Here is a 21,237-nt window from a genome sequence, read left to right as displayed (position 1 = left end):
TTTGAAGATGCTTTTTCTGGATATGGTAAGACCCCTTTCTCTTGCCGACGGTTCGCTTATCCATAGATGTGAACTTGTGAGCAATCTCGCCAGGCTTGACAATGAAATTCACATATTTACGGCTGGCAGGAGTCCCCTCTCGAATATGGAAAATATCCATAGCCATTATATTTCACCTGGGAGTTTCCTCTCACTTACTATCAACTACTTCAGCAGTTCTGTAAACCTTTTGGGTTCCGAGACTTTTGATGTGGTGTATACCCGCAATCCCAACTTCGGCTTCCTTGCTGGACTCTTCTGTAAAAGCAGGTGCAAAAAAATGGTTTATGAGTTAAATGGAATTCCGGAGGATGAAAAAAATCTCTTCAGAACGAAAAACGAAGGAAATAAACTCTTACAACCAGGCAAGAAAGGGAGTTTCTCAAACCGATATTTCTCCGCACACGCCAGGCTCAAACTATTTATCCTCAAAAAAGCTCTCGGTTATTCAGACCGAATTATTGCTGTAACTCCCGGAATAAAGGCAAATCTTGAAAAGTCTTATAACATCCCTGGTGAAAAAATAGTCGTGGTCTCCAATGGGGCAAATACTTCCCTTTTCAAACCGCAGGAACAGGAAATCTGCAGAAAAGAACTCGGTCTGGATCCGGAAATTCCCTATGTCTGTTTTGTAGGCAATCTTGCTCCCTGGCAGGGAGTTGAGTATCTGGTAAAGGCAGCTCCCTCTATACTTTCCAGGTTCCCTGAATGTCACTTTCTTATTGTCGGAGACGGGGTCATGAAAGACAGCCTTCTCAAGCTCTGCAGGGAACTCGGAGTTGAGGGCAGGTTTATTTTTACGGGTGTAGTTGCCTACAATCGCGTACCTCTTTACATTAATGCGAGCGATACCTGTATTGCTCCCTTTATACTTGCCAGAAACGCAAAAATAGGACTGTCTCCTTTAAAATTATATGAGTATATGGCTTGCGGAAAACCTGTAGTCGCAAGTGACATTAGCGGTGTCTCTGACATACTTAAGGCATCCGAAGGGGGGATTCCTGCCCTTCCTGAAAGCCCGGAAGCTCTTGCAGAAGGTATCTTAAAGTTGCTTGAAAACCCTGGTTTGAGAACGAAACTGGGCTCAAAAGGTTTAAGTTATGTTACTGAAAATTACAGCTGGTACAGTGTTGCGAAAAAGGTTAACGAAGTCTGCAAATCAGAACTCAAAGTCGAAATCTAAGGGTTCGGAATTAGTCTTATGTTTTCCTATTAATCAATAACTCATCAAGGATAAGAATAATATTTATTTGCACGGGGCTTAAAATGGACGAAATTGAAGTTAGAGAATTAGCGCCATCCGAATACAAAGAATGGGATTTGCTTGTAGAGAAAGCTCAACCTGGTACACTTTTCCATACCAGTGAATGGCTTGGAATTTGCAGGGATGTCCTGTCAAAAGATCTCAGAATTTACGGCTGTTTCAGAAAGGGTGAACTTGTAGGAGGTTGCCCGCTTTTTGTTAAAAACATTAAGGGAATCTTGAAAGTAGCAACTTCGACCTGTGATATGACCAGCTATAGCGGGCCTCTTATTAAGGAGAGTGCAAGTTCCAAGGCAAGTAAACGTATACAGGAGATTCACGAAATTCTTAATCCACTCAGGGAATTTCTTTGCAAACAGGGGTTTGACAGTATTCATCTTACGTTTTCTCCGGGTTTTGAGGATGTGAGACCTTTTACCTGGTACGGATGGGATTCCACTGTGCATTATACTCATTACTTAAATCTGAAAGATAATGTGGACAACAACCTTTCAAGAAAGATCCGAAGAGAACTTAAAACTGCAAATGAGGCAGAACTTAAGACCAGGTCATGGAATGATCCTGAGACATATTACCATCTGCTTTCAATGGTTTACGAAAAACAGAATTTAGCACCTCCACTTCCCAGAGAGTTCTTCGAGAGAGTATTTAAGCTGATTCAGGAAAAAGATATCGGTTACATGTTTGTCTCAGAGACTCCTGAAGGTGAAGCTGTTGCAGCTCACTTGAATCTGTATGGAAAGAAATGCTCTATAACCTGGACCTCAGCCCTGAACCCGGATTTTGGTCGTCTGGGACCTAATGCTCTTCTATATTATAATGAATTTCTTGACCTGAAGTCCCGAAACTTCGAGTACATGAATGTAATGGCAGCGAATATTTCCAGGTTTGCGGATTTTATCATGGGCTTCTCTCCTGAGCTAATTCCCTACTATAGCGTGACTCTGGAGAGCAAAAAATATTCAATCGCAAAAACTCTGTATAAAACCACCCACAAAGAAACTTACTAACAGAACAGAACTTTTCTTAAAATTGCAAAGTCGGGAAAATCCCGAAATTAATTTTTGTATCTTTTCTAATCGGGACTTTTCTTGACCGGGTTCTACTTTCTCTTTCTAAATGGGATATTTTTGAGCTCAGCTTTTTCTCAAAGTTATTTCCCTGAAAAGGTTCAATTTCTTATTCAGGTCTTGCTTTTTATATTCACGAGAAAAGCCGAAAATATTCTCCTGAATGTAGGGTCGTCACGAAGGGTCAGACCGTAATAAATAGGAGTTATGATGCCAGTTGCAAGGAGGATAATATAAAAGTTTGCAGAGAACACTTCAAGCAGAATTAATGGGGTCGAGACAGCGATTCCTATTGCTGCATATTTAACAAGGATCTCTACGCTTTCCATTCTATTAATCCCTACAAGATTAAGCAAATACGCATTGTTCCAGAGCCAGAATATAACGCCTGTAAAGCTGAACAGGCCAAGGGCAAGCTCAGGACTTCCGTACATTCCCCCTATCACCAGTGCTACCACCCTGGAGGCCAGAAGAATCATGCTGAAGGTCAGCCAGACCTTCTGCTTCTCAAAGACGCTATAAAGGGTTGAGATAGGCGAGGACAGGAAAACAAGGAATATCCAGGGCACGAGAATTTTCACATAAGTGCCTGATACATGCCAGCCCTCTCCGAAAGCAAATGTAAAAATCTCTTCTCCCAGAATCAGCAGGAGTATCATCGGGAATATGCCTATTAGAATTAGTTTTTTGTAAACTTCGCTAACGATGATTTTCATATCTCCCTTTTCATTCCCGTTTTTAACCTCACTGATTTTCTGGAAGAAAACCTGTTGTATAGCTGTCCCTATAAGTCCCATGGGCATATTTACTACCTGATTCGCAATTGAAAAATATCCGACAACACTTGTGCTGTAAAAATATGCAAGCAAAAAGGTAGGCACCTGTGGAGAAATCGTGTTTGCTAGTGTAGACCAGGAACTAAACAAAGGGAAGTTTTTATACTGAATTGCCACCTCTTTCATCTTTTTTATTGAGACTTTTTTGAAGATTTTTAAGTCTTCTTTTGCACCCTTAAGCATAAACAGGTCTGCAAATCCGTATCCAATTGCGTATCCTGCTATAAGGCCCAGAGGGGATACTACACTCAAGATGGGAGTAGCTAACTGAAACACCTTGGTTGACAAAGTGTTTAAAACTCTGGATCCTGCTATAATTCCGAAGCGAATTTTTCTTGAAAGCCAGTAATTCTGCACAAAGAAAAGACCGTTAAAGAATACTATTACCGGAAGATAAATTAAGTATTTTGAGGTTCCAGGTGCATTAAGGATGTGTTCAATTTCCGTCGGAAAAATTATTACAACTACGGCTGTGAGTAAGGATATAACGGTAACTAATATCGAACAAAGGAAAACTACGTTTGCAGAATCCTCTTCGGTTTTTGGTAACATAATAGCATACTGGTATGAGAAAGTAGAGAAAATCACAAGTATGCCTGATACTGAAACAAAGAGCTGAAAGACTCCTAAATCATCAGGGCTGTAAATTCTGGTAAGTAGAGGCACAAGAAGTATACCCAGAACCTGTGAAGCAACACTTCCCGATACAAGTTTTAGCACATTGGCAATAAAGTTTGACATATTATTTCCAACTTTAAATATAAGTCCAGATATATGGGCTCTTCTTTAATCCCACTACAGTAATTAGTGGCTATCCCAGGCTCTTAATTTCGGGCCGTCTTTTCTTCTTTTATGTAAGCAAATACTTCTTTGTTATCATATATCCGGGCGTAATCATATGCTTCAAATCTGTTGAAGAACTCCTCTGGCATCTTCTGGATAAAGTTCACTCCATAACGTTCAGGGTCATTAATGGATACTGGCTCTTTCAACGTCGATTTTCTAAGCAGAACCATAGGATTACCGGCGATCTCTCCAGTCTGTATATGCTGAATGTTAAAATATGTTGCGTTACTGGTATCATATCCTCTATCCCTGTAAAAAAGGCAGCTGTCATATGGAGAGTCCATCAGGATGTTTCCGGAGTGTTTTGCGGTTACTGTTTTGATTGCTTCGATTTCAACTTCTTTGAACTGGTTTCTGACGGTCGTGTCCTTTGCCACAAGCGGATTATCTTTATTTATGCCTGGCGTAGTGACCATTACAAATGAAAACAATAGAATGATTATGAAGATAGCTGGGATCTTTGCTCTTTTTGAGTTAAAGAGGTTCACCAGTTTTAGTATGTATGAGGCGGCTACAAGCACCAGAAATACTGCTATCAGCGGGAACCAACGGCTTGTCAGGAAATTTCTCATTCCGAGCAAAGGAATTCCATAGGCAAGACTATACAGAATTACAACCACCAGAGAAATAGAGAATTTATTGATTTTCTTGACATCTCTGCCCGAAAACCATGCTAATACCCCTCCGATTGCGAAGAACGGTAGAGCAAGGTAGCTTATATGAAGTAAGAGCACTTCCAGGGTTTCCTGATTATTTCCGGAGCCTACAATAAGCTCATTGCCTGAGTAGCTTGTTCCTATCTGTATTACATCCATCAGGGGACTGAGAACCATTTCAAGAAAAGAGGTGTTCGGGTTGACAAATGTGAACATCCAGTACGTTTGTAAACTAATAATAAAAAAAAGAATATAATTATAACTGGATGTTTTGGTAGGAAGGCTTTTATAAAGATGGGTGTGAAGGTATTTTCCTGCGTAGATTGAAACTATAGAAAGAAATACAACAAAAGTGGTCAACTGGTGAGTCAGAACCATTAGAATAGTAACTAGCAGAATAAATCCTGTGTATTTCAAGCTCTGCTTCTCGCTAAAGATTGCGTATATAATGAATATAAAGTAGCAGAGAACCAGAGAACCAGGAGTTATATTTGCAATGCCTGCAACAATGTTATGATTATTCAGGTTTATTAGCAAAGTCGCCAGCAATCCCATCTGAGGCCCTTCAAGCTTCTTTCCGATGAGGTAAATACCTATAGTACTGAAAACACTGGCAAAACCTATGGAATAGAACATTGCATCTTTAATATCTGTATTGCCCATTACCTGAGACACTGAAACAAAGATATGAGCAAGCGGATAGTAGAAATATTTACTACTTATCTCAATCGGAGCAATAAATCCGGTGTCAGTAATAACCCGTGCCATGCTGGCATGGAAATAAGCGTCATAGCCCATCAGGCTCGGAAAATTGTAAAAAATTCCGACTCTTATCAGAATTGATAGAAGGAATATCTGCAGTAATATGGAGGCTGGGCTGTCTCCCTCTCTAATATATAGAATTTGCGAGGCGATAATGGCTGCAAGGACACATACCAGTATGAAATAAGATACAGGTCTATAGTATAGATTTATACTGTATATCAAAACACATATTAAAAAAATAAAATAGAACGAGATGCTCAGTATACTTCTAAATCTGTCTTCTTTGGAAGATATTGCGGCCTCACTTTTAAATTTATTCCTAAAAATAAAATAGATTAAGCAGGAAGAGAGAATGGCAATTCCAATATCCTTCTGGTTTAGATTGATTATATAATATAAAGAAATGATTAATAACCCTAAACCGAACCCCATAACGCTGAGAATTACATCAAGATTATTTGTAATTCTCTCCGCATATCCTTTTACAGTTCCCATACAACCCCACAAACGATAATTTTTAAAGAATTTTTAGATAATAATTTTGTAATTTAATCGCTCCATATCAAAATATTATTTTCCTGTAAGCTCACAATGGGTTTTCACGGTAGTTTCTTTCTTCAGCCTCAAGCTCTTTTATACCTGGTCTGTCCCACTATTCAATATTTCTCCTTCCACCATCTGTATATTTCGGCTCCTGAGACCATCCAGGCATTCTTTTGAGCGCAGTACTGCAGGATTTTTTTATAGAACCCCAGATACTCCCCCTGCATGTACGTATTGTGCCAGAGGATTGTAAGCACGCCTCTATGGCTTTCAACCGTATCAATAAGCTTTTCCGTAAGCTTCCATGCCTGACTGAAGTCAAGATGCATCTGGTTGAAAAGAGTGGTATCCATGATGCTTAGCGGGATTTCCAGGATATCGATTTCTTTTTCTGTATTAAGGTTATATGGAGTGAAAGGATGACACATGCCGTTCCTGAAACCTGCGCAATCATGGTACCCGAAAGTTGAATCGTAACTGAAACCAGCATCTGCAAGGAACTCCCAGGTTTTTGGAGTCTTAAATCGCAGATAATGGTTTCTATAGCCCATAACCTCCTTTCGGAGCACTTTTTCTAATTTTTGCTTTTTGCTCCTGATTTCCATCGGGTTATTATAGGCCTCATGGCCTCCATGAAGTCCCACCTCCCATCCGTCATCCGAAATATGTCCAAGTTCTCCTTCCAGTTCCTCAATGCTGAAGGTAAAATCTTCATTTCCGGGATCAAGAGTAAGGAAATAAAAAGTTGATTTTGCTCCGTAACTTTCTTCCAGTTTCATAATTTGTCTAAAATTCCACAGGGGACTCCATGTCTTGTTTATTCTTGAAAATGGAAGGATAGAAGCCTGTGCAAATTGGCCCCTCTTGAGAGCTTTTACGGTTCTGGCCGCAGTATTCAGCATTCCGGGACAAACAAAATCGATATCGTGAGTCAGGCATACAGCAAATTTTCTGCCTTCGGGATATTCAGGATTCAGCCCATTTCTAATTAGAAATTTCGAAACGTGTGGTTCAAAAACATTTCTTTGACTGCTCAAGTAATATGGAAATCTTCCATATTTATCTAACAGGATAGGATCGTACTCTTCTTTTTTTGTAAATAACTCCCATAGCTCGCCATCATCCTGTATTTTTTTAGCCAAAGTATCCCCTTTATTCTTACATCTTGGACCTTCAACTTTATTAAATATTTGGTCAACTCCCGTCCCTTTATTTTTTCCATTCAGGAATTTATCCCGATGAGTCTGTCTTATCAATCCTATCCCCACTGGAACCGTTAATCTACTTTTCACAGGTTCTGTTCTATCTTTTAAACCGTGGTCTGATAAATCTTGATTTCTCTTATTCGCCCTGACTCTCTTTCAGTATGGTTTCGTCCACATTCTAGAATTTCCGGAAATACAAGTCTTGATTTAATCCAAGTATCAAGTTCTCAGCAGAGAGAATCCGTGCTTTCATTATTTTTTCTGCAGACTCGCCTTAACCATTTATTGATTGAGGTCAGCAGATGCATTTTCCTTTACGTTAAGGATTAAAACGTAAGAAAAACACAAACATTCCATTAGCCCCCGAATTAATCTAAATCAGCAGGATAACCAGAAATATTCAGTAACCTCGTCCATAAGCCGAGGCTCCGCAGTATCCATCATTTTATAATGTTTGCCCTTAAATGAATAAATATTATTAGGATATAAGTTTTGGCGTTGAATTAAAATTCCTTGTTCAGTGTCCGATCACTACTATAATATTTTACTTCCTTTGCCATCTTATTATAAAGGTTACCCAATATTACCTTTTATATCTATTTTATTCAAATCTGTGATTCATTTATTTCCATCGTTTACAGACTTCTCAAGAAAAAAGCTCCTTTCAGAGGCGTTTTCATTGCTTGAATCTTCCTGCCGCATTATCTTTATCTGACTTCTTTATCAACAGTCAGGGCATCTCTTGCTTCTACGGCTGATCATGGAAGAAATTCTTTAGGCTCCAACCCACCCAGGGTCGAATTTATATTTCCGGATTCGGTATAAATTGTTTATAAACTGCATTATAAACCCTATCAATCCACTGTTTCTTGTTTCATATATGCTTTGGTTATGTCAAATTTAGTCCTTTATATTCAGGTTATTCTCCTATTCTTTCCGGAATTGATTATTTCTTCAAGACCTGGTTTTCATGAGAATAGGAGGCTGAAAATCACATAGGAACAACTTCTTTATTAAAAATAGTTTGCATATCCATGGCCAAACAATTGCGTGAATAATTAAGAGGTTTACCAATTATCCTGCCTTTAATTCCTAGATAATCAGGTCTATTTTCAATTTAAAGGCATCGGGAGGCACTAGTCACTTAATCCAGTCACTCTCTCTTATTTACAGAGATCTTTTGTAAGGATATTTTTTCCTTATTAATATTTTTATTGGACTATCCAAGTCATGTGTTAACCTTAAATATATCTTAGTCTCATAATTTTTAGTATGATAGCCTTTAATATTTTTGCACTTATACACATAAAGGGGGTTATAGCACATGCATATGTATAGGGGGGTAGATTGGGTTTGTTTCCAGCCCTTTCACTTGGTCTTAATTCTCTAATCTCTGATCCTATTAGCATAGTATCTTCGCCAACCCAACTTACTGATAGGTTGCTCAGGCATGAATTTACTGTCTTAATTCCAGCTCAGAACGAGGAAACTTCTATTGGAAGCAAAGTCTTAATTGCGGCAAGTTACGCTGATCGTGTGCTTGTACTTGACAAAGGGTCCACTGATCGAACTATGGAAGTAGCTGCTCTGGGAGGGGCACGAGTTGTTCCTGCCTCAGGTGGGGAAGAGGCATTACTAAATATCCTTTACAAGGCATCTCTTGATTCAGAACTTGTGGTTCTTATCTATCCGGAGTGCATGCAAGATATAGATCTGCTTTCCCATGTCCTTGAACCATTAAGACAGGGGTTTGACCTATCAGTAGGTTCGTGGCCCTGCCGTATCTCCTGTGAGCAGGAGACAATAATGCTTTACAATGGGAAAAATACCTTCAAGGAAAAAATAGGTTTTCTTGCGATAACTGCAGATTCACTGCAGAAAATCAGTTCAGGCAGAGAGCACCTGTCTTTAAAATCCCTTCTGTCTGCGGCAAAGACCGAAGGACTCAAGGTTAACTACCTGAGTTTTGATGTGGATCCCATATTCCGGAAGCTTGAGAGTACTCGTATAGGAGTTGTCGTCCCCGCCTATAATGAAGAATTGCTTATAGGCGAGACTCTGAGCGGAATCCCCGAGTATGTGGACAGAATTTACGTAATTGATGATGGCAGTACAGACCGCACAGGGGAAATTGTAAAAAAATTTGGAGACTCAAGGGTTGTCTATCTGCGACATCAAGTAAATAAAGGAGTAGGCGCAGGGATAATAGACGGATATAAACTTGCCCTGAAAGACGAGATGGATGTCGTTGCGGTCATGGCTGGAGATAACCAAATGGACCCTGTCCAGCTTCCCAGGTTGATTTTTCCAATCATTGAGGGAAGAGCTGATTATACAAAAGGGAATAGATTACTCACTGATGACTTTATGACCGGAATGAGCAGATGGAGATCTTTTGGAAATCTTCTTCTCAGCTTTATCACTAAAATAGGTAGCGGTTACTGGCAGGTTATGGACCCCCAAAATGGATATACAGCTATTTCCAGGCAAGCCCTGGAGGTAATTGATCTGGATTCAGTCTATCCTTATTATGGCTATTGTAACGATCTTTTGATCAAGCTTAATGCCTTCGGTATGAGAGTAATGGATGTAGTGATGCCTGCTCGTTACGGTAACGAAAAATCGAAGATTCGATATAGCAAGTTTATCCGCAAAGTAGCACCCATGATCTTTAGAGGCTTTCTCTGGAGGCTAAGGGTCAAATACACTGTACTGGACTTCCATCCGCTAGTATTATTCTATTTCCTTGGAATGCTTGCCTTGCCGATGGGTGTTCTTTTAGGATTGTGGGGCTTCTTTCAGATGTTGTTACAACATCCTCTACCTTCCTACTACCCTCTGCTTGGCTTCCTTGTACTGGGTACGGGGCTTCAGATGCTTCTTTTCGGAATGCTTTTTGATATGCAGGTTGAAAAGAAAAGGAATGAAAGGGTAGGGTTTGCTCGTTAGCCCGGAAAAGCAATTTTCTGGATTTTATTTTATCATACCTGATTTTTCCCTTCATTTTTTTACTGTTACTCTTCTATTCCATCTATTTGTTTCATTGTCATCCTATCCCATCAGAATTGTTTTCACTCAGTCGCTTTTTTATCCAATTCACAACAAAAATAACTACTATTCCGATCCCCAGGACCTCCGCGATAAATGTTTGTGAGAACTCAGGTTCAAAGGATCTTCCAAACATTCTCAACAAGTATTCCAGCCCGGTATAGTCCGTAAAATCTCTGGGAAAACTTAATCCAAAGAGAGGCCAGAAAAGAGTTAGAGGCTGAGCCCACATTTGATCCTCCAGAAGATGAAGAAAAGAGCCTGAAGCAAGGACAATGCCTCTATAATCTCTATTTTTTTTGTAGAGATATACCCCTATTAGGGTAAGAAGAAGAGAAAACAATATTGTGTGACCTATAATGCGTCCGTTTGCAAGGGTAGAAGCAAAGATAACCCTTCCCAAAGGTTTGTCTATTAAATCAGGTAGGAGGGCTCCAATGGCCAGATACCTCGGGTCTATTAAAAGTCTTAATCGGGGTATAAAAATACCACCTACTAAAAATAGCCCCAGCGCAATCCCCAGATGTCCAAAAAGTAGCATCGAAAATTAAAGGGCTTTACATTTATATCTAAATATTGCCCTTTTATTATAAATCAAATTACGTTTCAGATTAATTTTATCGATACTCAGGCATACTCTATGGTGAGTTTAGGTCTTTGACTTTTGTCTTGCCAGTTGGAACTGTAGAAAGCAATATAGTTACCGTCTTCCTCGCGGGCCTTTATAAGAAAACCTGTGTTTTCGTGCTTCTCGCTTGCATATTCCTGAATAAGTTCTGTTATGTCCAGTTCATAGTAGCGGTTGTCAGGGATTTCGTCTCCGCTGATAGTTACTGTGGCATATGGAGTGCTGCCCTGGAAGACCTCATTCCTATCATACCAGTCTCCTCCGGAGTTTTTCCATGGGATATTGGTTTCTCTTTGCTGCCACGTGACATGTTCTTCGCACCATTTCACAGGTCTATATACTTCCAGTACCGTATCCTTCGTTCTTGTCTGATTTTCCGGGTAATACCAGAATAAAGATAATGTTGCTTTTTCGATCCTGTCAGTCTGGTTGAACGAATTCAGATCAAAGAGTATAACGCCCCTGTAAATGCCTCCATCGGACTTTTTTCCGATATCAATATATTCATTTTCACTGAGAGTCATATTAGGAGCTTCTTGCCTCAACCTGTTGTCAGAAATAATGAATGGTAAAGCAATTTTAAAATTCTCAATTTCGTCAGACTGCATCGAAAGACTTAAAAAGAATCTTTTTAGCGATCTTAAAAATTCTGAAAAGATCCTTTGAAGGCTTGATTTAAAGTCTTCTCCCTGGCCCTCCGGGATTCTACTCTCATCTATCTCATAAGGGGTCTGCGGTCCGGCAGACATAGCCTCAATCCAGGGGAAGTCTTCCCCTAAAGACTCATTTTTGTTCAACTTTGCCGCAAGTTCAGGATCAGCTTCAATATCTGAAGTAGAGCTTGCACCCAGATAATTCCCGCCGGCATTGTTGGAAAGGCAATTATTTTCCAGATTAAAGGAATGGGTGTTTTCCAGCTTATTGTATATAGCATACCCTTCTCCGGCTGCTGGACTGAATCGCGTATTCATTATTATGTTATTTCTCACAAGGGTTGTATATCCTGTGCCTGGAGCCAGAAATTCTTCAGTAACCTGTTTATGAGCAATAGCAGCGCCATAACATCCTTCGAATTTATTATTCTCTATCAAAGTATTCTGGAAACCATTGAGTACTATGCCCCCTGCCCAGTCTGCGCCTGGGTTAATGCCGGATTTATAAAATTTATTATGATGAATGTAGATATCTCTTGCAGAGTCCTTGGAATATCCGGACCCGTAACCCGTAATCCATACACCTGCGGCATTCGTCTCATATAAAAGATTATTGCAGATTTCAATATCATTCATCACAGTCGATGGGCCGATTTTCTGGATCTCAATCCCTGCCCCTCCTTCCCCTTCGGAGTCGATAATGTTGTTATGGAACTTCACGTGATTTGTATTGTAAACTCTTAAGCCGCTATTTGTCCTACATGTTATTTTATTATTCCATGCCTCTACGTTTGAGGAATAGATAGCATAGAGAGCATCATGCCCTAACTTATAAACTCGGTTATTGTAAAATTGAATGCCTGAACATTTTATAACTTTAAGCCCATCCCCGTGACTGTCATGCATGTATATATCGTGGACTTTTATATTCTCACAATTAAGGAAATTAATCAGATTGTAGTATCCTTTTCCCCTACTTTTTTCATTGTTGTTATCATGGTTTCCGTCAATCTCAAACCCTCTTATTACAATGTTATTGTTTCCAGCGCTGTCCATTTGCGTAATTAAAGGTTTCTCTAACGGCCAGCCAGCTTTGTCCTCAAGTTTGATCACAACTGTTGGATCCCCTTCAAGAACGGTATCACTTCCTATATAGACACTGTTCGATATAACGTAAGTATTGGGTCCTTGTAGACGAACAGTTGTGAACTGAGGGTTTTCCGCAACATATGCAAGAGCTTTGTTTATCTCTACCTGGTCGTCAGTCCCATCACAGTTAAAGTCTCCGCTACCATTAGAGGCAACATAAACTACTGTATCAGATGGCGTTGATAGAGTGAGGGTTATACCTGCGATTAGAGAAAAGAAAATTATGCTAAGAAGTAATATTTTTTTTCGATCTCCCCATTTGTATATTTGCCTTTTTCCGCCCATTTTAAATCCCCAATACATTAAACTATAATTCTTTAAGATTAAAAAAAGTTATCTGTTTAAGTCTGCAGATAACCCCCCTCTAAAACATTTCCACTCTTTCCCCTGATCGAATTTTAAGATTAGGATTTGAAAAAGGATAATTTTGACTTAATTTTTTAATAGAGCCTATCCCTGCCAATCCCGTCCTTTTTATTAGTAAACGAGTCAACTTCGGACCTGATTCAATCTTTCTAATCTCTTTCTACTCTAATTCAAAAATACAATATTCTCTTCTTTTTTATTGCATATAACAGTTTATGGCAGTTGGATCTCTTATCAATGAAAACCTTAAGAACCATTTCCTACAGGCCGCAGCTTTACCCGAGATTGCAGCAGATCCCTGCTGAATCATAATGCTGACCTCACAATATCCATAAACAATTTTATTAACTGCGAGTTCCGGCTGCCATAAATCATTAAATGTTTATAGAGCGTTTAACTACATTCTACTTTTAATTTTTTAAGCTTAATTTGCCTGTAAACCTTTCTTTCCCAGGTTTAAGATAAAATCGATCATTAATAAGTACTATTTGTAAAGAACATTCTTTCTCTAGAATTTATATTAAGCTTTATTATATTTGTAATGAAGTATGCGAGGTTCATTCATTTAGATTCCTGAAGGCTGTGGCTTTTCAAGTATAAAACCTGGGATTAACTAACGCTTGACTGCATTTAGGAAGTTTGGGAGTATAAACTTATCGAATTTTAGGACCTCAGAAGTATAAAATCTGAGACAATAGTCGAAGGGGTATATCTATTATCAGGTCAAAAGCAGATTACGAATTTTACGTTAAAGCAGACAAATTTGCTCTGGGGAAAGATTACGAAAACCCTAGATTAATCGGCGACGATATATGGAAATTTCAGAGATTATTACGAAAGGTTGAATACTATACCAATTGTAAGAAATTTCTAGTTTCCAGACTATACCTTAAATACTTATTATTCAGGTTCCACATGATGAGTGTCCATCTGGGGTTCAGTATTCCCATAAACGTCTTTGGTCCAGGTTTATGCATCGCCCATCGAGGAACTATTGTTGTAAATAAAGACGTCAGGGTCGGAGAAAATTGCAGAATACATGCCTGCACCAATATAGGATCTAATAGAGATGGTATTTCAGCGCCGCAACTTGGAAACAATGTATATATCGGGCCCGGTGCCAAAATCTTTGGGGATATCATAATTGCCGATAATATTGCAATTGGGGCAAATTCAGTCGTAAATAAATCATTTTATGAAAAGGGTATCTCAATCGCGGGGATCCCTGCAAGAAAAATAAATACAAGAGGAACGGATGACATTATAGTTACAGCTACGCAAATTGTTAGAGGTAGCCTCTGACTCTGATAATAACCATTCAATAAATAAAGACTAGATCATTTACTCTAATGCTTCTCTAACTATCGGGCACTCCGTTATAGAATGAGTTGAGGAAGCTTTAATATGTTATATTAAAGCAGAATAAGAAAATTATCCTCAACAGTAGCCTGAAGAGTTTCCATTCCGGTGAAAATATCTGGTTCCACCATACAACATATCCGGGCATATTGCCTGAGATCGAGGTGTACTCGGTATTTCCGTATCTTCCGATGTTGATTCTGTTCCCGTTATCCTCCGGCTCCTTTGAATAGTCAGAATTCGGATAGCCGGCATCAATGCAGGGTGAACTTACAAGATCTTTTACCCAGGTCTCTCCATTCCACCTTCCACCTGTCGATTTAAGGTGATAATCATGATTTCTCCGATTTGCAAAGTGGGGGTCTGCGTGAATATCACTTGTCGACCTAGCATTCCTGTAATCTCCTGCTATATTATTGTAGAGGCAGTTGTTTTCCAGCGCAAAGATATGTGTCCCAGGCAGATAATTAATTACTCCGTATCCTGTTCCGCCCGGATCTTTAGTACGTTGCAGCGTATTTACAATAATATTATTGCGAACAATTGTGGTGTATCCTGTATCTTTGGGTGACAGATCAGTGGAATAACCTGTAGGGTACATATGGATAACAGCAGCATGGTATATGCCATCAAATACGTTATTTTCAATGAGGGTATTGTAGAATCCACTCGTTACTACACCGCCTACCCAATCTATGCTTGGATTCGTGCCGGTAGTGTAGAAAATATTGTGATGAATATATACGTCCTGTGCTTCTTCCTTTGGGTAAGAATTACCATAACCTAAAAGCCAGATGCCGGGTCCGTATGTGTTATGGATAGTATTATTATACACCTCTATGTCGTTCATCACGCCTGTGGTTTTCTGGAGCTGGATTCCAGGCCCGCCTGCGCTCCAGTGATAGAAGGAATCGATTACATTATCATGGAACTTTACATGGTTCGAATTCCAGACCCTGAGAGCACTGTTAGTCCTGCACGTTATTACATTATTCCAGGCCTCTACATTTTTGCATTCAATGGCATAAAGCCCGTCATGCCCCAGTCTATACACCCTGTTATTGTAAAATTGGATGTTAGAGCTCCTCTCTACCTTCAGCCCATCGCCGTGCCCGTTATGCATATACATTGAGTGAACCTGAATATCGCTGGAATTTGAAAAATGGATTTGATTGTAATATCCCTCTCCTCTCTTTTTTTCTCCGTTCCTGTTATGGTTTCCGTTAATTTCGAATCCTTTTATAGTGATATTATGGTTTCCTGTACTGTCCATCTGCGTAATCAGAGGCTTATCTCTTGGCCAATCCGCTTCATCTTTAAGTTTAATTATGGCTGTAGGATCTCCTTCCAGAACGGTGTCGTTTCCAAGTAAAATACTGTCCGAAATTACGTATGTGTTAGGACCCTTCAGATGAACGGTTGTGAACTGAGAGTTTTCTGCAACAAATGCAAGAGCTTTATTTATTTCTACCTGGGCGTCACTTCCATCGCAGTTGAAATCCCCTCTCCCATCGGTACCAACATAAACAGTTGTATTGGGTGAAGTCGTGGAAAGGGCGGTTGTTCCCACTGCAATCAAGAAAATTAAAATTGCAAGATAGACTCCGGTTTTCTTCCTGTTTTGCCATCTGTATCTCAGATCTTTTCCGTTCATTTTTATCCCTGTACTTTTTTAGTGTAAATCTCCAAACGTGAAAAAAGCCATCCGCAGGGAGTATTATCCGTTTGATTTCGGGACAGACTAGCGTTTCTTTTTAAATTCATGCACTGTACTGTAAAATTGAAGTAAACTTTTACCAATTTCTTTCTCTCAAAGCCCTGGAAAATTTAAACACAATATTCATTGATTGCGGCAGTATACAAAAAGTTTATGTGCTTAAAGTTTCTTTAATTGAATCTGAACACTCTAAAAATGTTTGCCTACATAATCCCCGGCTCATCCGGTTGAAGCCTGAGTCGAAACTCAAACTTGTCAATTCAAAGAATATATTGACTGGAGAGGTAGCGGTATCTCTAAAAGGCCTCGAAGATAAAGGAATTAAAAGCTATAAATTTATATGATTCTGGTTAAATTTACGAGGGAATTTGGTTCAAGTCCACTTGCCTGGTTCTCAATATATCTTGAACATTCAGGTTTTTGGGACAAGCTCTCTTTGGATTTTTTCACATCTTTAATCTGGTAGAGTTCTCTTGAAGTTAAGGTCCCTCAGGCTTTTCTATGTTCAATTTCGGATGCTGTTCCTCGTTCTCAGTATCACAGCTGTAGAATGCCACGTAGTCTGCACTTTCGGTGTGCGTCTTGATCCGGAAGCCCGTATTTTCATACTTGCCGCTCAAATGCTCCTTTACGAGATCAGTTACATCCAGCTCATAATACCTGTTATCTGGCAGGCTATTTGCTTTCAGGGTTAATCTGGACATTTACCACGGTTGCATTATCGGCTTTGATTTTCTGCTCCGCAGAATCCACTGCAATAGTGTCGTTAATTATCCACTCATCAGTGACCATTGTATTTTCTTCTGAAACATATGCAAGTGATTCACTCGAAGCGCCTAATGCAGCCGGCAGGGTTGTTAAAACAAGGCACACCAACGGGAATAAGGTCCATGATCGCTTTTTAGCATTGTATCACCTTTGGGTTGGGTTTTCCAGGGATCTGAGCCTGCTCAAAATTTACACTATGGGGTCTACTTTTTCCCAAAAAACCCCTGAAACTCCACATTGCGTACTCGTAATACTTACTTTTCAAAATTAATCTAATCAGATAGGGATTTTCGAATTCTTCAACAGAATTTCCTGATCTGTCTGGCTCTATAAGGATATGATTCCTATTATATCTGCGCAATATTTTTCAAACATATGAAGCCCGGTTCGCTGTGTTTAATGGGGCGGGCACACTGCAAATAAATCTCCCCTCTCCAATTACTCTATAAGGATCAGTGACTGAAAATGACCGGAGATTGAAAATCCCGGCTTCTACGAATCAAACCTGCTACTGACCACAGGACAGCATTCTGGTCAATGCTGTCTGCTCACTTAATTACGCCTTTACTATAAGGTCAACCTCTCTTCAAACCTTCTTATTTAGTGCTATTGACGCCCTGGTGGACATCCGGGTTTTATTCATATAACTATAAAATATTTTTTGTATTTTAATAAATGGATTTATATAATAGATAACTGTTGGGCAAAATATCCTTGACTACTTCTTCAATATTTCTGAAAAAATGAGACTTGTTCTTGTTTTAATCGCGTAACTCCTGGAGAGGGCATCAAATCTTATTTAGCAGTCTGTCCTGTGTGAGTCTAGCGTGCCTGAAAATTCCGGGCATGACAGTTTACTTTATTTATCGAGTAGCTCAGAGAAATGCCGGACTCTCCACAAACCCTATACATTTAGTCAAACTGCCAGACGGGGCAACCTTTCCTGAATTTCCTGTATTTATAGTTATCTATCTCTGCCGAATCTCCAATTAAATTTAAAGTGTAAAATGCAGAATCTCTGGTCAGGCTTGTCTCATATCTTTTATTTTAATAGAAACATTAAAAAATTTCTTATACCTATGTGATCTTCCACTTAATAATAAATTCTTTACCCAGTTAACTTTGCATATCTCCATTTTCATGTGATCTCAGCAAAGGTTAGGCGTTTATTATGGGATATATGCGCCTTTGGTAGCACGGGGAGTCTTATGAAGGGTAGTTTTTCGGTTACAGTGGATATTGAGGATTGGTATCATATTCCGTCAGTCTGCAGTTCTCCATATGCCGTTTACAGGAGTGTGAATGAGTTCTTTGAAAAATGGGACGGTAGGTATGATTTCCTGACTGAACCTACAAATAGGGCACTCAATATTCTCGATGAGTTCAATATAACTGCTACTTTCTTTGTAGTTGCGGACACTGTCGAACACTATCCTGGACTTATCGAGTCAATCGTAGAAAGAGGGCATGAGATTGCGTGCCACGGCTTGCATCACGCCTGCAAAATCGATCCTGAAACAAAAATGCCATTAATGAATTGCGAGGAATTCGAGCAGAAAACATTGCTTGCAAAACGAATTCTGGAGAAAATTAGCGGGCAAAAGGTGGCAGGTTACAGGGCACCAAATGCCCTTGTAGGTGGCTGGATGGTGGATTCACTGGAACGCATGAAGTTCAAGTATGATTCATCAGTATCCGTAAATTCTCTCTACAATAAAACGGATTCGTCCCTTAAGACAGTTTCATCTTTCCCTTACTATCCCGTAGAACACGGGCTTGAAGCAGGCCACGATAGAAACTTTATTGAGTTCCCCTGGGCTTATTATCATAATGTACTTAAAATTCCGGCATCCGGAGGCCCGATACTTCGCTTTCTGGGAGCTCCTTTAGTATTGAACGGGCTTATCCAGAGCCTGAAAAGAGGGCATACTATCTTCTATTTCCACCCGCTTGACATTTCCTGCACCAAATTTCCTTCAATAGGTAACAACAGGCCACTTTACTGGTGCATGAAAGGAAAGCTTGTAGAACATAGAATCCGCCACATTTTTAAAAGTCTGGAAAATGTCAAAAAATTATGCTTAAGGGATTATCAAGAAATATGATAATTTGAAGGTTATCCTGGATTTATAGTCAAAATTACAGTCGAATGACAGAATTTGATAAAGCCCTCCCGGATTCACTGCCCTATAAGCTGAAGAAAGGCAGAGGGGAAAATTTCACTCTCCCCTGAATGTGGAATTAACCTTTTGCTGACATTTCTTTGCTCTCTTTCTCAAGTGCCATTTTTAACAAAGCAGCAGCCACATCGATAGAAGTGTACTCTTCTTCAATGAGTTTTTCAACAAGGCTACTATACTCTGCCAGGTGTCCCGCATCGACAATCTCTTTAACATTTCCTAAAAGCATATTTGTTCTGATCTCTTCAACATCACTGATTGAAGGAACTCTTTGAGCTTTAATTTTAGTTTTTGTGAATCGCTGTATCTGCTTTATTCGATATGCTTCCTTGCCGATAACAAAAGTGAAAGCAAGCCCGGCTTTCCCTGCCCTGGCCGTTCTTCCGATTCTATGGACATAATACTCATCATCTGTAGGTATATCGTAGTTGAAAACAGCCTCCACGTCTCCTACATCAATGCCTCGAGCCGCCACGTCGGTTGCTACTAGGACTTCAATCTCATTCCTTCTGAATCTGGACATGACAATATCCCTTTGTTTCTGTTGCATATCTCCGTGAAGGCCATCAGCCATATATCCTCTTGTCAGCAGATCCTCAACAAGCTCATCCACGCGTTTCTTCGTATTACAGAATACGACAGATAATTTCAAATTGTAAAAGTCAATTAAGCGGGCAAGAGCCTCGGTTTTTGACTGCTGTTTGACTTCAAAATAAAACTGTTCTATATTCGGGACGGTTACTTCCTTATGTACCAATTTTATAAACTGCGGATTTTTCTGATATCTTTTTGTCAAGTCGAGAATAGCTTTAGGTATGGTTGCGGAGAAAAAAACGGTTTGCCGTTTCTCGGGGATCTTCTCCATAATAGCTTCGATGTCTTCTCTAAACCCCATATCCAGCATTTCATCGGCTTCATCAAGGATGATAACCTTTACTCTATCCATCTTTAAAGTACGCCGATCCAGATGGTCCAGGACACGACCCGGAGTTCCGGTAATGATCTGCACGCCTTTCTTCAACGCTTTAATCTGCCGGTCTATAGGCTGCCCGCCATAAATGGGTAAGATCTCTATATCCTTTTTATATTTTGAAATTTTTTTGAGCTCTCCTGCCACCTGAATCGCAAGCTCTCTCGTCGGACATAGAATTACAGCCTGTAATGCTTTATTTTTTGGGTCTATGCCCTCTAAAACCGGAATTCCGAACGATGCAGTTTTACCTGTTCCTGTTGGCGCCTGTCCGATTACATCTCTCCCCTGCAACATATAAGGAATAGATTGAGCCTGAATCGTGGTCATCTCTTCAAAGCCCATATCCTCGATTGCCATTTCTATTTCTTTTGATAAATTTAACTCTTTAAATCCTGAACCTGCCATCTTTAACTTCCCCCTTTAATTTTATGTTGTCGTCTTGTGTCAACCAGTTGTTTCCATTGTGATCGACTATTTATTGAACTGATCTCCCCTTAACTTTGAGATTCTCTTTCGCATTTCCTTGCAGATTTCCTGAATCATCCGAAATGTGGAAAATGGAATTGAAGATAAGGTCTCAAATATAATGTTGAGTAATATAATGTAAAATATTATAACCAACGATATAACAGTTTATAAGATGCTTATTTTCTGAATTTTAATGCTTGAAAACTCATTTTCACGAATTCTGATTTTGGTCTTCGTCTCAATGCTTTACGGTTCGGTATCCGGGATTACCATCATTTCATTTATTCTTAGAGGAACATACTATTATCCTGATCTCAATGCTTATTTTCCCCTGAAAGAATTTTTGGATCTTCTGGCTACTGGCAGAAATCGTAGACGAATCTGAATAACCTGGTGTTCCATTAGCAGGGTTGAAACCGTATATTTAACATTAGCTGGATTTGTGTTAAGAGAGTTTAACCTGAAATGATGCCAGTTATTGGTGCAGAAATACTAAAATCTCTGGGCTGCGGAAGTACCCGAAAGACTTTAATTGTTGAAAATTTTTAATCCATGAAAACATTAATTAGGTTGAGGCAGGTATATCAAACTGCACTCCGGGCACAACCATTAATTATTTGTTGGACCGATTGAATATAGGGAAAACAAGAAAGAGGAAAAATATATCTAAAATCTTAGGAACTAAAGTTTTTAACCTGTATGCT

The 21,237-nt window shown here is 39.5% G+C and carries 13 protein-coding genes and 1 pseudogene; 5 read left to right on the top strand and 9 right to left on the bottom strand.

Annotated elements, in window-relative coordinates:
- Positions 1–7 precede the first annotated feature (7 nt).
- A complete protein-coding gene (locus EQO05_RS11530; protein ID WP_128506683.1) occupies positions 8–1,222 on the top strand; it encodes a glycosyltransferase family 4 protein in 1,215 nt (404 codons plus the stop codon).
- Between the two features lie 83 nt (positions 1,223–1,305).
- Positions 1,306–2,313, top strand: coding sequence for a GNAT family N-acetyltransferase (locus EQO05_RS11525; RefSeq protein ID WP_128506655.1), 1,008 nt, complete (start codon positions 1,306–1,308; stop codon positions 2,311–2,313).
- Positions 2,314–2,486: 173 nt separating this feature from the next.
- On the opposite strand, the gene EQO05_RS11520 is transcribed toward EQO05_RS11525, so the two are convergent.
- From EQO05_RS11520 to EQO05_RS11510, 3 genes are all read right to left on the bottom strand, one after another.
- On the bottom strand, positions 2,487–3,950 hold the full coding sequence (locus tag EQO05_RS11520) for a lipopolysaccharide biosynthesis protein (protein ID WP_128506653.1): 1,464 nt from the start codon (positions 3,948–3,950) through the stop codon (positions 2,487–2,489).
- Positions 3,951–4,033: 83 nt separating this feature from the next.
- Positions 4,034–5,698, bottom strand: coding sequence for a hypothetical protein (locus EQO05_RS11515; protein WP_240664612.1), 1,665 nt, complete (start codon positions 5,696–5,698; stop codon positions 4,034–4,036).
- Positions 5,699–6,132: 434 nt separating this feature from the next.
- Complete coding sequence (locus tag EQO05_RS11510) at positions 6,133–7,161, bottom strand: polysaccharide deacetylase family protein (RefSeq protein WP_128506649.1); 1,029 nt, start codon at positions 7,159–7,161, stop codon at positions 6,133–6,135.
- 1,410 nt (positions 7,162–8,571) lie between these two features.
- On the opposite strand from EQO05_RS11510, the gene EQO05_RS11505 reads away from it, so the two are divergent.
- Positions 8,572–10,173: a glycosyltransferase gene (locus tag EQO05_RS11505; protein WP_240664610.1), complete on the top strand. Its 1,602-nt coding sequence runs from the start codon at positions 8,572–8,574 to the stop codon at positions 10,171–10,173.
- Between the two features lie 97 nt (positions 10,174–10,270).
- Here EQO05_RS11505 and EQO05_RS11500 read toward each other — a convergent pair whose 3' ends face one another.
- Positions 10,271–10,813, bottom strand: a complete 543-nt coding sequence (locus tag EQO05_RS11500; RefSeq protein ID WP_128506647.1) for a metal-dependent hydrolase — start codon at positions 10,811–10,813, stop codon at positions 10,271–10,273.
- 86 nt (positions 10,814–10,899) lie between these two features.
- A complete protein-coding gene (locus EQO05_RS11495; protein ID WP_128506645.1) occupies positions 10,900–12,987 on the bottom strand; it encodes a disaggregatase related repeat-containing protein in 2,088 nt (695 codons plus the stop codon).
- Positions 12,988–13,983: 996 nt separating this feature from the next.
- Here EQO05_RS11495 and EQO05_RS11490 point away from each other — a divergent pair.
- Positions 13,984–14,370, top strand: a complete 387-nt coding sequence (locus EQO05_RS11490) for a serine O-acetyltransferase (RefSeq protein ID WP_240664608.1) — start codon at positions 13,984–13,986, stop codon at positions 14,368–14,370.
- 97 nt (positions 14,371–14,467) lie between these two features.
- Here EQO05_RS11490 and EQO05_RS11485 read toward each other — a convergent pair whose 3' ends face one another.
- The 3 genes and pseudogenes from EQO05_RS11485 to EQO05_RS11475 all read right to left on the bottom strand — a co-directional run bounded on the left by EQO05_RS11485 (position 14,468) and on the right by EQO05_RS11475 (position 17,020).
- Entirely contained in the window at positions 14,468–16,081 is a 1,614-nt protein-coding gene (locus EQO05_RS11485) for a right-handed parallel beta-helix repeat-containing protein (RefSeq protein ID WP_128506641.1), read from the bottom strand.
- Between the two features lie 542 nt (positions 16,082–16,623).
- A pseudogene (locus tag EQO05_RS11480) lies at positions 16,624–16,839 on the bottom strand (disaggregatase related repeat-containing protein); the annotation flags it as partial.
- The gene (locus EQO05_RS11475; RefSeq protein ID WP_164888537.1) at positions 16,820–17,020 is read right to left on the bottom strand and encodes a hypothetical protein; all 201 of its coding nucleotides are present in this window, start codon (positions 17,018–17,020) and stop codon (positions 16,820–16,822) included. The pseudogene EQO05_RS11480 and the gene EQO05_RS11475, both read right to left, overlap by 20 nt.
- 1,100 nt (positions 17,021–18,120) lie before the next feature.
- Between EQO05_RS11475 and EQO05_RS11470 the strand changes: the two genes are divergently transcribed.
- Positions 18,121–19,017, top strand: a complete 897-nt coding sequence (locus EQO05_RS11470) for a polysaccharide deacetylase family protein (protein ID WP_128506635.1) — start codon at positions 18,121–18,123, stop codon at positions 19,015–19,017.
- A 136-nt stretch (positions 19,018–19,153) separates the two neighbouring features.
- Here EQO05_RS11470 and EQO05_RS11465 read toward each other — a convergent pair whose 3' ends face one another.
- Positions 19,154–20,470, bottom strand: coding sequence for a DEAD/DEAH box helicase (locus EQO05_RS11465; protein ID WP_128506633.1), 1,317 nt, complete (start codon positions 20,468–20,470; stop codon positions 19,154–19,156).
- Between the last annotated feature and the right edge of the window lie 767 nt (positions 20,471–21,237).

Source organism: Methanosarcina sp. MSH10X1 (genome assembly GCF_004099695.1).
GTDB lineage: Archaea > Halobacteriota > Methanosarcinia > Methanosarcinales > Methanosarcinaceae > Methanosarcina.
This window is presented reverse-complemented; position numbering and strand designations above follow the sequence as displayed.

Bases quoted from the DNA above. Each gene is read 5' to 3' on its own strand.
- EQO05_RS11530 (WP_128506683.1), top strand. From the start codon at position 8: ATGCTTTTTCTGGATATGGTAAGACCCCTTTCTCTTGCCGACGGTTCG.
- EQO05_RS11525 (WP_128506655.1), top strand. From the start codon at position 1,306: ATGGACGAAATTGAAGTTAGAGAATTAGCGCCATCCGAATACAAAGAA.
- EQO05_RS11520 (WP_128506653.1), bottom strand. From the start codon at position 3,950: ATGTCAAACTTTATTGCCAATGTGCTAAAACTTGTATCGGGAAGTGTT.
- EQO05_RS11500 (WP_128506647.1), bottom strand. From the start codon at position 10,813: ATGCTACTTTTTGGACATCTGGGGATTGCGCTGGGGCTATTTTTAGTA.
- EQO05_RS11495 (WP_128506645.1), bottom strand. From the start codon at position 12,987: ATGGGCGGAAAAAGGCAAATATACAAATGGGGAGATCGAAAAAAAATA.
- EQO05_RS11490 (WP_240664608.1), top strand. From the start codon at position 13,984: ATGATGAGTGTCCATCTGGGGTTCAGTATTCCCATAAACGTCTTTGGT.
- EQO05_RS11485 (WP_128506641.1), bottom strand. From the start codon at position 16,081: ATGAACGGAAAAGATCTGAGATACAGATGGCAAAACAGGAAGAAAACC.
- EQO05_RS11470 (WP_128506635.1), top strand. From the start codon at position 18,121: ATGAAGGGTAGTTTTTCGGTTACAGTGGATATTGAGGATTGGTATCAT.
- EQO05_RS11465 (WP_128506633.1), bottom strand. From the start codon at position 20,470: ATGGCAGGTTCAGGATTTAAAGAGTTAAATTTATCAAAAGAAATAGAA.